General features: G+C 40.5%; 11 protein-coding genes and 1 pseudogene. 5 read left to right on the forward strand and 7 right to left on the reverse strand.

Annotated elements, in window-relative coordinates; genetic code table 11:
* Positions 1 to 140 precede the first annotated feature (140 nt).
* Positions 141 to 1,814 carry an RluA family pseudouridine synthase gene (locus Q7674_RS05750; RefSeq protein WP_045065138.1) on the forward strand — a complete coding sequence of 558 codons (1,674 nt, stop codon included), beginning with the start codon at positions 141 to 143 and terminating at the stop codon, positions 1,812 to 1,814.
* Between the two features lie 54 nt (positions 1,815 to 1,868).
* Here Q7674_RS05750 and Q7674_RS05755 read toward each other — a convergent pair whose 3' ends face one another.
* Positions 1,869 to 2,039: a DUF2256 domain-containing protein gene (locus tag Q7674_RS05755; RefSeq protein WP_107229696.1), complete on the reverse strand. Its 171-nt coding sequence runs from the start codon at positions 2,037 to 2,039 to the stop codon at positions 1,869 to 1,871.
* A gap of 68 nt (positions 2,040 to 2,107) precedes the next feature.
* Complete coding sequence (gcvA, locus tag Q7674_RS05760) at positions 2,108 to 3,019, reverse strand: transcriptional regulator GcvA (RefSeq protein WP_107229697.1); 912 nt, start codon at positions 3,017 to 3,019, stop codon at positions 2,108 to 2,110.
* Between the two features lie 208 nt (positions 3,020 to 3,227).
* On the opposite strand from gcvA, the gene Q7674_RS05765 reads away from it, so the two are divergent.
* The 3 genes from Q7674_RS05765 (at position 3,228) to Q7674_RS05775 (ending at position 5,869) form a co-directional block, all read left to right on the forward strand.
* Complete coding sequence (locus Q7674_RS05765; RefSeq protein ID WP_045065137.1) at positions 3,228 to 4,001, forward strand: SDR family NAD(P)-dependent oxidoreductase; 774 nt, start codon at positions 3,228 to 3,230, stop codon at positions 3,999 to 4,001.
* An 81-nt stretch (positions 4,002 to 4,082) separates the two neighbouring features.
* Positions 4,083 to 4,757 carry a cupin domain-containing protein gene (locus tag Q7674_RS05770; RefSeq protein ID WP_045065135.1) on the forward strand — a complete coding sequence of 225 codons (675 nt, stop codon included), beginning with the start codon at positions 4,083 to 4,085 and terminating at the stop codon, positions 4,755 to 4,757.
* The gene (locus tag Q7674_RS05775) at positions 4,754 to 5,869 is read left to right on the forward strand and encodes a flavin monoamine oxidase family protein (RefSeq protein ID WP_045065133.1); all 1,116 of its coding nucleotides are present in this window, start codon (positions 4,754 to 4,756) and stop codon (positions 5,867 to 5,869) included. Before Q7674_RS05770 ends, Q7674_RS05775 begins: the two co-directional genes overlap by 4 nt.
* A gap of 83 nt (positions 5,870 to 5,952) precedes the next feature.
* On the opposite strand, the gene Q7674_RS05780 is transcribed toward Q7674_RS05775, so the two are convergent.
* The 4 genes from Q7674_RS05780 to Q7674_RS05795 all read right to left on the reverse strand — a co-directional run bounded on the left by Q7674_RS05780 (position 5,953) and on the right by Q7674_RS05795 (position 10,567).
* Positions 5,953 to 6,288, reverse strand: coding sequence for a zinc ribbon domain-containing protein YjdM (locus Q7674_RS05780; RefSeq protein ID WP_008989696.1), 336 nt, complete (start codon positions 6,286 to 6,288; stop codon positions 5,953 to 5,955).
* Positions 6,289 to 6,340: 52 nt separating this feature from the next.
* Positions 6,341 to 7,174 carry a leucine-rich repeat domain-containing protein gene (locus Q7674_RS05785; RefSeq protein WP_045065131.1) on the reverse strand — a complete coding sequence of 278 codons (834 nt, stop codon included), beginning with the start codon at positions 7,172 to 7,174 and terminating at the stop codon, positions 6,341 to 6,343.
* 244 nt (positions 7,175 to 7,418) lie between these two features.
* The gene (gene selB, locus Q7674_RS05790) at positions 7,419 to 9,263 is read right to left on the reverse strand and encodes a selenocysteine-specific translation elongation factor (protein WP_045065130.1); all 1,845 of its coding nucleotides are present in this window, start codon (positions 9,261 to 9,263) and stop codon (positions 7,419 to 7,421) included.
* A 797-nt stretch (positions 9,264 to 10,060) separates the two neighbouring features.
* On the reverse strand, positions 10,061 to 10,567 hold the full coding sequence (locus Q7674_RS05795; protein ID WP_045065128.1) for a lactoylglutathione lyase family protein: 507 nt from the start codon (positions 10,565 to 10,567) through the stop codon (positions 10,061 to 10,063).
* Positions 10,568 to 10,669: 102 nt separating this feature from the next.
* On the opposite strand from Q7674_RS05795, the gene Q7674_RS05800 reads away from it, so the two are divergent.
* Positions 10,670 to 11,548 carry a LysR family transcriptional regulator gene (locus tag Q7674_RS05800; RefSeq protein WP_045065127.1) on the forward strand — a complete coding sequence of 293 codons (879 nt, stop codon included), beginning with the start codon at positions 10,670 to 10,672 and terminating at the stop codon, positions 11,546 to 11,548.
* A 61-nt stretch (positions 11,549 to 11,609) separates the two neighbouring features.
* Here the strand turns inward: Q7674_RS05800 and Q7674_RS05805 are convergent.
* Positions 11,610 to 12,758, reverse strand: a pseudogene (locus tag Q7674_RS05805) (DUF1501 domain-containing protein).
* Positions 12,759 to 12,763: the final 5 nt, after the last annotated feature.

A 12,763-nucleotide genomic window follows, 5' to 3' on the forward strand; every position in this document is an offset into this window, starting at 1 on the left:
AGTCGTCGCTTTGCTTCATCAATAAATCGTCAGTTAACAATTTTGATTTATGATGAATGAGAACAGGCAAATCCCCTGTCACTCGTACTCTCGCTCATAGAATGGTAGAATCCTCGCCCCATTTTGCGATAGATAACACCATGTACGATTCAATCTTTACTCCATTTCGCTCATCGATTGAGGCTATCGCCTTACCTGAACGTTTTACTTATCCTTTTTGTTATAAACCACACCCACTCAGTGTATTAGCTGCACAAGAGCTGCAACAGCACCTAGAAACGCAAACCGAATGGCAACACGATTTTGGTTTAGATGGTTTAAATAAAGACAGTGATAATCACGCTATTGGCACCATGTTCGGTGTGTTAGTAGTACAAAACGAACATGATGAAATCGGTTATCTATCAGCATTTTCAGGTGCTATTGCTGGGCAAACACAATTACCCCATTTTGTACCACCTGTGTTTGATACGCAGCAAACTGCTCCTGGGATCCATGCACGACAAACTGAGCTTGCAGCAATAGCGTCTGAAATAACTTCTGTAGAATCTTCGCCTCGTTTTGTTGAATTACAGCAACAATATAGCCAAGCCAAAACACAAGCAAAGCTAGAGTCTGAAGCGTTTCGATTACAAATGATTGAACAGCGCAAGCAGCGTAAATTGCAACGTAAAGCGGCAGAGCAAAATGATGATGAAAGCTTTAAAACCGAAGAGTTTCATCGCTTAGCCCGTGAAAGCGCTTACGACAAACATCAGCAAAAAGCATTGCGCCAACAGTGGCAACAAACGCTGCTATCACTGAGTGAACAGCTTGAAACTGATACCACTGTGCTTGCTGAATTAAAAGCCAAACAAGCTAAATTAGCAGCACAGTTAGAACAAAGTATTCATAGCCAATACCGCTTTGTGAACCAGTTTGGGGAATATAAAGATCTCAATCAGTTGTTTGATGAACCATTACAAGGTGCGGGCGATTGCGCTATCATCAAACTGCTTCAGTATGCGTTTACTCATGGCTTAACACCATTAGCCATGGCGCACTTCTGGTGGGGTAAATCTCCTGCGCCACAAATGCTGAAACATAAATACTTTTATGAAGCGTCTAAAAACAAATGTGAGCCTATTTTAACGCACATGTTGGCAGGTATTGAGGTGGACGAAAATCCATTAGAGCAAAACCCAGCTGAAGGAAAAGAACTAACGATTGTCTATCAAGACGATGACATGGTGATCATTAATAAACCAGCAGAGTTCTTATCTGTACCCGGTAAAACCATCACCGATTCGGTATATAGCCGAATGCAAGCCGTGTTTCCTGATAGCGATAGCCCGTTGATTGTCCATCGTTTAGATATGTCAACATCAGGCTTGATCGTGATTGCGTTAACCAAAGATGCCCACAAAGCACTACAAAAACAGTTTATTGAACGTACGGTAGAAAAACGCTACGTAGCCTTATTAGAAGGAATAAGTGAAGCCGATGAAGGTATTATTGATTTCCCAATGCGAGTGGATTTAGACGATCGCCCTCGTCAAATCGTGTGTTACCAATACGGCAAACCAGCACAAACAAAATGGCAAGTGCTTGAGCGTAAAAATGGAAGAACCAAAGTATATTACTACCCGAAAACAGGTCGAACTCATCAACTTCGCGTCCATTCAGCCCATATTAAAGGGATGAATATGCCTATTGTCGGTGATGATTTATATGGACAAAAAGGTGATCGTTTATGCCTACACGCCCAATACCTAGCGTTTAATCACCCAACGACCAACGAACGTGTAGTATTTGAAGTCGCAGAAGATTTTTAAGGCTTAAATAACACCGCAAAAACTACAGTAGCTGACACATTTTTTCATTATGTGTCAGCTTAATTTCTTTCTTGATGAATCCACATACTGGCGTGATCGCCGACAACGCTCAGAGCAATACTTCACGTCATCCCAGCATTGTTGCCATTTCTTACGCCAAGTGAACGGACGTTGGCAAACCACACAGATTTTTGATGGTAGATTGCATTTCTTATGCACGATTATTCTCGTTTAACTTGCCCGTTTATCATTACGTGTTAAACCGAGTTTTCGATTAAAAATCAGTATGCTTATCAACGGATAGCTTCGGTAAATAACCAATCACGAAACATTTGGTTCTTGGCAAACTCTGTTGATTCTGGCTTATACACCACAAAATAAGCCAGTGGAGAATCAAATTGGATCTCTGGAAATAAACGAACTAACCGCCCTGCTGCTAAATCATCTTTCACCATTACACTCCGCGCTAATGCAATACCAGCACCATCAATAGCCGTTTGTAATACCGCTGCCGAGTTATTAATTTGAATATTATGGGCTGATTGATGTTTCTCTACGCCAGCTTTTTCTAACCATGCTGACCATGTTGGAAATCCGGTATGTTCATCCATTGATAAATCATGAATTAAGGTTTCTTGTAACAATTGTTCCGGCAAGCTTAATCTTTCAGGCTGCTCTAATAAACGTGGTGAACAGACAGGAAATACCTCTTCATCCATTAATTTCTCTGCCACCAGACCTTGCCAATTTCCTGTGCCATAACGCACACCAATATCGACACGCTGAATAGCAAAATCTATCGGTTTTAAGTTGGTATCTAATCGCACATCAGTATCAGGACATAAGGTTTGAAACCTATCTAACCGAGGTAACAACCATTTAGCAGCAAACGCAGGACTGACGGTTACCGTTAATATGCCGCACGTTGGGCTTTGCTGAAGCAGCTCTAAACCTTGAGATAATTTATCAAATCCTGCTCGAATATCTGGCAATGCACGCTCTGCTGTTTCAGTTGGCATCAGTCGAATTTTTCCGCTGTTAGTACGGTGAAATAATGGCGTATCAAGCCACTCTTCTAAGGTTCTCACCAATTGCCCTACCGCTGCGGGGGTGACATTTAGCTCTTCAGCCGCAGCAGAAAAACTTTGGTGGCGAGCACTGGCTTCAAAAGCTTTTAACGCATTCAAATATATTGGCAATTTCATATCGATAAAGTTTTTCTTTAGCGGGCTAACAGATTATCTCATTTGTCGATACCAGTAAAAACATCAAAAATACCTATAACGCAAATGAGAAGCGAAGTAGTGCTTCTTATAAATATCAAAATTCACTATCAACCCAAGCCTAGCATGAAAGTTTTTCTTTTGTTGGTAGCGAATCACTAAAACAACGATAAACAGAGAGAGTAAAGCCATGAGTGATCTATTTGCAGGGAAAAAACTATTAGTGATCGGCGGTACAAGTGGCATGGGCTATGAAACTGCTCGTCAGGTGTTAGAGCAAGGCGGCAGCGCTGTGATTGTGGGCCATCGTGCAGATAAAGCCGAAAACGCACAACAAGCATTAGCCACGTTAGGCGCTGTTGAAGCACTGACGGCAGATCTCACCAGTGAAGCTGGAGTTAATGCGCTTATCGACACCATTACTGAAAAGCACCAAGACGTTGATCTGCTAGTAAATGCTGCGGGCGTGTTTTTCCCAAAACCGTTTCTTGAGCATGATGGTAACGACTACGATAAATATATGCAGCTTAACCGTGCATTTTTCTTTATTACTCAAAAAGTGGCTGCCAACATGATCGCCAATGAACGAAAAGGGGCAATTGTGAACATTGGCTCTATGTGGGGCAAACAAGCCATTGCTGCAACACCATCATCAGCTTATTCAATGGCAAAAGCAGGATTACATGCACTCACTCAACATTTAGCGATGGAGTTAGCGGCAAGCAATATTCGTGTAAATGCAGTGTCACCAGCGGTTGTTCAAACCCCTATTTATGAAGGTTTTATTCCTAAAGATGAGGTACACACAGCCCTGCAAGGATTTAACGATTTCCACCCTATCGGTCGCGTAGGTACACCTGATGATATTGCCAATACCATTACTTTCTTACTGTCTGATAAAGCCGATTGGGTAACAGGCGCTATTTGGGATGTCGATGGCGGTGTGATGGCGGGGCGAAATTAATCACATTCTTTGCATATCATTTTCAGGGCGATGCAACTGCGTTATCGCCCTCTATTAATCACCCATATTTAGGAGGCAACCATGCAAATTAATGCGGATTTTACGCGCCCTGTAACCATTAGTGCTGAACGCTATCACTGGGTGCCATCAACACAACCAGGTGTGGAACGCATGATGCTCGATCGTATCGGTGGAGAAAAAGCCCGAGCAACCACAGTGGTACGTTATGCCGCTAACTCATCATTTCCTTGCCATGCGCACCCAGGTGGTGAAGAAATTCTCGTATTATCCGGTACCTTTTCAGATAGTAGCGGTGATTACCCTGAAGGATGGTATTTACGCAATCCACCAGCGTCCTCACACACTCCATTTAGTCATCAAGGAGCAACGATTTTCGTCAAATTATGGCAAATGCGACCTGACGATAGCCAAACACTGCGTGTGAACACCAAAGATCCAAAAAACTGGCAAATACAACACGGTCGAGAGATCTGTTTATTATTTGCTGATCAGTATGAAGCCGTCAGTTTACAGAAAGTCCCGATGTTTAGTGAGGTGTGTGATTTAGCACCTAATGCAACCGAAATTTTTGTTGTTTCAGGCTCGATTAAGTATGACGGAAACGACTATCCACAAGGCAGTTGGCTACGTTTACCAAAAGGAAACACATCAAATGTTCACGCCAATGAGCAAGGTGCAACGGTTTATATCAAGCAAGGTGAATTTGTAAATCTGGCAAGCGAGGTAACATCATGACACATAAAAAAGTAGCCATTATTGGCGGTGGATTAAGTGGTCTTTATGCTGCCTATTTACTGGAACAACAAGGGATCACCGATTACCTATTACTAGAGGCTCGGGAGACGTTTGGCGGTAGAATTCAATCTTTCGCCCCAGAAAACTCTGATGCCAGTTTTGATCTCGGTCCTGCTTGGTTTTGGCCTGATATTCAGCCTCAGTTCGCCCAATTAATCATGGATCTCGAATTAGAATCATTTAATCAATATGATACGGGCAATATGCTCATTGAGCGTTCACGATCTGAACCACCTAATGAAGTTGCAGGCTTTGTGAGTTCGCCCGTATCAATGCGTTTAAAGCAAGGTATGGAGAGCTTAATTAAGGTACTACGTAAAAGGCTGAAAAACCCACATATCTATATATCTAAACAAGTCACTATGCTTGAGCGACAACAAGAGCATGTGGAGATCCACTATCATGATAGCCATGATAAACAGCCGCAATCTGTTACGGTGGATCATGTACTTTTGGCTATTCCACCTCGATTAGTTATTGATTCAATTCGCTTTACCCCTGAACTACCGAGCGAATTAACAAAGCACTGGAAAAATACCGCAACATGGATGGCTCCCCATGCTAAATATATCGCAGTATACGAACATCCATTTTGGCGTGAACAAGGACTATCGGGCAGTGCGAGAAGTTTGGCTGGTCCAATGGTGGAAATACATGATGCATCACAGGGTAGTGAATCTAATTACGCTGCCTTATTTGGTTTTATCGGTATACCTGCGACTCAGCGAAAAGAAATTGGCGAATTACAAATGAAAGCGTATTGCCAACAGCAATTAGTGCGTTTATTTGGTGAACAAGCCAACAATCTTAAAGCTGATGTGATTAAAGATTGGGCACAAGATGGTTATACCGCCACGCAACAAGATGCAAATGATGCCATTCATAGCCTAGCGCCACTATGTTATGTCGAACATGGCCCTTGGCAACATAAACTAACAGGGATTGCCAGCGAATGGGCTGTTGAGTTTCCTGGTTATTTAGCGGGAGCTATTGAAGCTGCGGAATTAGGTGTCAGCCGATATCTGGCATTAAAAGCACTAGCAAGCACCTAATAAAAAATACGCTAAGCTCTTTTTAACTAGAAAGAGGCTAGCGTATTTTTCTTATTTAATTGATAAGCAAAAAAGCGTGGTAATTATGCTTTCTTTACAAACTGCGCTGTGATCATCATGTCACCCGCCCCATCCACTTTGCAATCTAGCTGGTGATCTTTACCTTCAACAATACGTTTGATAACAGCTTTGGTGCCAATTTTTAGCACTAATGAACTGCCTTTTACTTTAAGATCTTTAATAAACGTTACCTTATCGCCTTCTTGCAATAAGGTGCCATTCACATCTTTCATTACAATGGTTTCTTCTGCTGCAACTTCAGCAGGATTCCATTCATGAGCACATTCAGGGCACACAAGGTTCGCTTGATCTTGGTAAACATATTCAGATTGGCAATTTGGGCATGGTGGTAAAGACATAAATACTGCTTCTTTGGTAAATGTAATAATGTTGTGCGCTATGTTAATAGCTCTATTTAATCACTTCAACACCGTCATCTGCTTCATAATCATCAAGATATGGGTTAGCACTAATATCTAATTTTTTTAGTGTATTATCTGTTGCCCACAATGCGCGTAATTTAGGATTTTTACTCACATCAATCGACGTCAGTTTATTATCGGTTAACCTTAATTTTTCTAACGCTACATTATGAGTAACATCTAACTCAACCATTTGGTTATACATCAGTGATAAGCTTTTAAGTTTGCTATTTTTACTCACGTTAACAGTAGCAAGTTGGTTTTCACTTAATCCTACCTGCACTAAGTTAGGGTTCTGACTAAAATCAAGCGTTGTAAATTGGTTACGCTCCGCCAATAGATATTTCAATTGCGGATTTTTTGATAAATCTAAAGTAGTCAGTTTATTTGCTACAACCGCTAAATCTGTCAGCTGGGGATTATGGCTTAAATCAATGTCAGTTAATTGATTAAAACTAACGCCTAATTCTTTTAATTGAGGGTTATGGCTTACATCAATCTTCTCAATCTTCGATTTAGTAATAAATACGCTTTCTAGCTCTGGATTATGGCTTAAATCTACCTGTTTTAGTTCGGGACCAGAGATCTGTAACTCTTTTAACGCAGGGAAGTATTCTAATTCATCAATATTATTAATGGCGAACTGGCTACAAGACAGCTTTGTTATTGCAGCAGGATCTTCGATTTGTTGTGCCAGCACACATTGTTTAAAGTTTTCATCTTTAAAAGGGATCTCACTTACCTTGTTATAATCAGCCGCAGCTACCTGACCTGATACCATTAACGCCAATGCTGTAAGTGTGAATTTCTTTAGTGGATGCATTGCTGAATTTACTCCCTATTTATTGGATACTTGTTCTTGGCACATTATTCCAACAGCGAATGATGCAGAAAAAAGCCTAGTAACAAATTTAAAATGAGAGAAATTTCCATTACAAAAATTTGCGCCGGATCAAATAAATACCGTTAATAGCAGCCGTTTACTTATCTTGAAAAACAAAAAGCCTATTGTTTCGGTTAATTTGAAAACAATAGGCTTATATACGGTTAACATTACAAAGATCGGTTTATGCTGACCATGCTTTTAAAATAATACGCTCATCACCATCACGACGCACCCAGCCGTCCTTCTCCATCCTGTTCGCCAATGGAATTGAGTATTTACGGCTTAGCTCGGTGCGATCTTTAATGTCACCCATTGAGATTCGATCATGTGGTTGATGATCGGCTATCACTGCTTTTACTAAATCAAGATACAATCCCATATCAAAGTAAATCGTATCATCTAGAGCAGTAATATATTTTTGATGGCTTAACTGGCGTAACCACTTCTTACCACCAGCTACCGTGACTTTATTCAGCTCAAGCCCTGCTTTACCGAAACTGCGGATCTGCTTCAAAATTTCTTGTGCTACTGTCGGTAGATCGTCTTCATTATCTCCCTGACCTAAACACCATTTACCATAGCTAATATGCACCTTTTCTTGCTGTTTAAGCTGCTGCATTAGTGTGTCGATAACCGCTTCATTAACACGTAAACGGGTGGCAATCTCAGCTGATGCCATGGAAATACCAGCAGCTAACAACGCATCAATTTGCTGATAAGTTTCAACTAACCATTGGTTATCAAAACAATAAGGTGCGATATAGGTTTGCTCTACCGCAGGTGTGAAATCTGCTTCTGTCGTTTCAAAATAGCCTTGTAACGCCAGTAACATTTCACGCTGTGATTCTGGTTTTAAATATTCAGGCAGGTTATCTAGCGCTTGGTACAAACGACGCTTTTGATAGCCCATCACAGGCTCAAACCAGACGATCTCAGCGCCATGTTGCAGGCCGCAACCTCCTTTTTGGATCATCGCCAAACGTTGACCAAAAATCAGCGGTAATGGTTTATCAAACACTAGTCGGGCTAATTTTGTATTTGGAATGTAGTTCAAGCGTGCTGTACCATGCCAAGTCCCCATTGCGACTTCCACATGACGTTGTTTACGCTGTTTTAAGTTATCAGCGGTTTTATTTAAGCGAACAATACACATATCTCGCATCGACGCTGTCATGTGTGTAGAAGTTAGAACATGCCCACGACCCACATCTTTACGGCTGATCCCTTTTACATTCACTGCCACACGACATGTTGCAGAAACACTTTGATGCTGTTGGTGATAAGCTTGAAGTGAACGAACGGTACCTAAAATATTAGCAGGATAACAACGAACCTTATCACCTATGCTTAATGCGCCTTGCGCTAGAGTGCCTGTTAATACCGTACCAATACCATTAACTACAAATGCACGATCGATATACATTAATGGCTCAGCAGGTTTTACTTCAGTGTTACCCTGATTGTTCACTAATGCTTGTTTACGGCAAATATTGGTTTTCACGGTTTCAATAAGCAGTGAACGTAACGCTTGGATATTATCGTTCTTAAGTGCTGACACACTGACGATTTCAGGTAATAGCCCTGTCATTTCCAACACGTTATCTAACGCTTGTTCTTCAATCTCAGCTAACTGCTCTGGCGTGGCTTTATCCCGTTTATTAATACACACTACTATGTCTTCAATGCCCATCGCATGAGCAACATGCAAGTGGGAAGTCGTCATCGGCATCCAACCTTCATCAGCAGCAATAACCAGCAACAACACATTAAGATGCCATACCCCAGCGACCATGTTTCTTAGATAACGTTCATGGCCCGGCACATCAACCACGCCTATAGTATTACCGTCATCATCTTTAAAATGGGCAAAACCAAGATCTTGCGTCATGCCTAGCGCTTGTTCATGAGGACGAGCCGTGACTATGCCCGTTAATGCTTCAATCAATGCAGTTTTTCCGTGATCAACATGTCCTGCTAAACCAATAACTGCTTGATATTTTTCTAAATGTTGAGGCTGCAACGCCATTGAACTGCCTTTATTGAAGTAAATAATCACTTTTAATAGCAATGATATATCTAAGTGAATAAGCACTTAATATTTAAACTTTTAGCTGAATACGTTTAAATATTAAACACTGAAGGTACATTAATATCATTACGAATATTTCCCGACATAGTAATAGACTTATTATGATTAATAATTGATTCTTATCAATTTGTATTATAAATAAAGATGATAAGTGGCATGTTTATTTTATTATTACTAAATTATGGTTCTTGAAAAATTTTTTATTTCAGAAAATAAATAAGATAATTTTAGAAATTTCGAATGCATCAAACATAATTTTTTTATGTGATGAAAGTAATTTTTAACTAAATAAATACAAAATCTTTAATTTTAAGTTGGCATAGATGAACACACGACAATATCTGTAATAATGCGCCCTGACTAGCACCTGCAATGTGTGCTGTATTCTTAACAGCACTAAGTTCAGCGAGAATACCTTGTTTTGTAAACGAGAAGACGATTTAAAAATCTAGTATTTATAAATCACAAATTGACGATAACATATACAAGTAAGTAAACCCGCCCTTTGGGAAATGAAGTCGCTTAGATATAATTCTACTAATCGAAGAAATACTGTTTGCTGCGGCTTGGATTCAGGCTGTGATGAATGGTTTATTAACTACTCGCAAGGTGTTTATGCCATTCTATTGATTACTTTTTCTGAAAGAAAAAATGGCCCTAATTTTTAGCTATAATCAATGCAAAAAGCACTGATGAACAGTGCTTTTATATTTCACATATTCTGCTTACTAATTTTATTTATAAGCACCAGCGCTGTAGTGAAGCTCATAACTGTGAGAGTAAATTTCTAAAATATTACCGAATGGGTCTTCCATGTAGATCATGCGGTAAGGCTTTTCACCAGGGTAGTAAAAACGTGGCGCTTTCATGCGTTTCTTACCACCAGCAGCTACAATCTTTTCTACCAATTCTTCTACATTTGGATCCTGAATACAGAAGTGGAAAATGCCTGTTTTCCAGTACTCAAAATTATCTTCAGGGTTAGTTTGATTTTTAAATTCAAACAACTCAACGCCAATACGATCACCCGTTGATAGGTGAGCAATACGAAAACGCTCCCAACCACTTCCGAACACATCAGTACACATTTCGCCAATCGCTGAATCATCCTCCACGATCTCAGTAGGCTCCATGATCAAATACCAACCTAATACTTCAGTATAAAATTTTACTGCCGCTTCTAAATCTGGCACTGAAATACCAATATGAGAAAAGCTGCGTGGGTAAGTTTGTGTCGTCATCGTTGATCTCTTCTTATTGCTCGTTGTTGATGATGACTAGGTTACAAACTGAACGTTATTATGTAAAATTATCATATATCATGATTATGAGTACGTTTTGTAATGATAAATCCTGTTTGGTTACGTAGCTTTTGCACTTTGGTTGAAACTGGGCATTTCACCCATACCGCAGAGAAACTCTTTATGACTCAGTCTGGTGTCAGCCAGCATATTCGTAAATTAGAGCAGTATTTAGATCAGCCTCTTATTACGCGTCACGGTAAAAAATTCACCCTCACGAATGCAGGTGAACGCTTATACAGTGAAGCAAATACTATTGTGCAATCTCTGGCGGATTTAGATAAACGGATTAGTGAAGATCCTAGCTATGAAGGTGTGGTGAGATTAGCCTCGCCGGGTAGCGTGGGATTAAAGCTTTACCCTCAATTACTGGCTTTTCAGCAACAACATCCTGATCTCATCATTGATTATCGCTTTGCTCCTAACCATGAAATAGAAAAAATGATCGCCGAACAACAAATTGATGTTGGTCTAATGACAAGCCTTGCTGGCAAAGGGGAAGTAAAGCTCAATCACATTGGTAGTGAAGATTTATTGCTGGTGACACCAGCCCATATCACGACTGCTAGTTGGGAAAACTTACTCAAACTTGGGTTTATTAATCACCCTGATGGGATCTATCATGCCAGCCAACTACTCAGCGTAAATTTTCCTGAGTTTCAACACATTGAACAATTCAAACAATCAGGTTTTTCCAACCAAATCAGTCTTATTGTCGAGCCAGTAAAGCTAGGATTAGGGTTTACTGTATTACCTCGTTATGCTGTCGAAGCTTTTCACCAACAAGAGGAAATCAAGACATTTTCACTAACCCATCAAGTCAGTGAGAAAATTTACCTTGGTACTCACGCCAACAAATTTGTGCCTAACCGTGTAAATACAGTTATTGAACAGATAAAGGCTTATTTAGCTACTCACTAACAGAGTACGCTGTTTCACGAGAAAGATTGATCTGCGTACTCTGCTTATGATTTGGAATATTTTAACTGGTTCGCACCAAATTATTGATTGGTGATAAGTCGCTGGAATGTGGGAAAACAACGTCAAGCTGAGTTTTATTTATCCCTAAATGAGATTGCAAAACGGTTTTACACACCGCACGAATATCCGTAGTTGGTGCGAGATCTCGCCCTTTATATTGTTGTGATATGGCTAATCCTGACCATTTAGCGATCACTTGTTTCCCTTTAATTGCCCCACCCGCAAGCAACATCGCATTGGCTGTGCCGTGATCAGTGCCTTTAGTGCCATTTTCCGCAACAGTCCGACCAAATTCACTCGCGGCAATAACAACAGTACGTGACCATGCACTTCCTAATTGTTGTTTTAATGCCGCAAGCCCGTCATCAAGCTTTTTAAGCTGTGTTGCCAAACGTCCTTTTACTGCACCTTCACAAGCATGAGTATCCCAGCCACCTAACTCTAACACTGCAATATTAGGCCCATCCGATGATGTTAAAAATTTCCCCGCTTGCTTTGCTAATACATCAAATTGCTGACCACCTTTTACATGTCCTGCCATTTTTTCCACTTCCATTGCGTTAGCGAAATTTTCAGCCAAGGTTTGATCACTTTGATACATTTCTTGCAACAAATCGGCTTGTTGTTGCTTGATCTTTAACTTGTGCGGATACCAACTATTAGCCTGAGCAGTTCCTTGTAAAATCAAAGGTAAACCAGAGTCGATCGCAATTGAGTGTTGCTTATTATCCACCTCAAGCAAGCGATTTAACCAACCATCACGGTGTAAGGGAGCATTAGTGCCATTCTCTAAGATTTTCTGTGCATCAAAGTGAGAACGCTGACGATATGGCGTTGCACAAGCATGGATAAATGCCATCTCCCCTTGTTGATACCATTGGTAACTATTTTTAAGTGCAGGGTGTAAACCGAAGAAATTATCCAAAATATGTAATTGTTCTTGTTGCAGACCAATCGTTGGTCACTGTGGTAAATAGTCTTTGTCGCCATAAGGCACTACCACATTTAAACCATCCATTGCACCACGCAAAGTGATCCATACCAGAATGTTATTTGACTGCGTTTTTGCAAACGCCATTGATGGCAATGCACTACACACGCTGACAGCAGCTAATGACTTTAAAAAGTTACGACGATCCAATGTATTCATCATCA

The organism is Photobacterium leiognathi (assembly GCF_030685535.1).
In the GTDB taxonomy this organism is placed as follows: Bacteria; Pseudomonadota; Gammaproteobacteria; order Enterobacterales; family Vibrionaceae; genus Photobacterium; species Photobacterium leiognathi.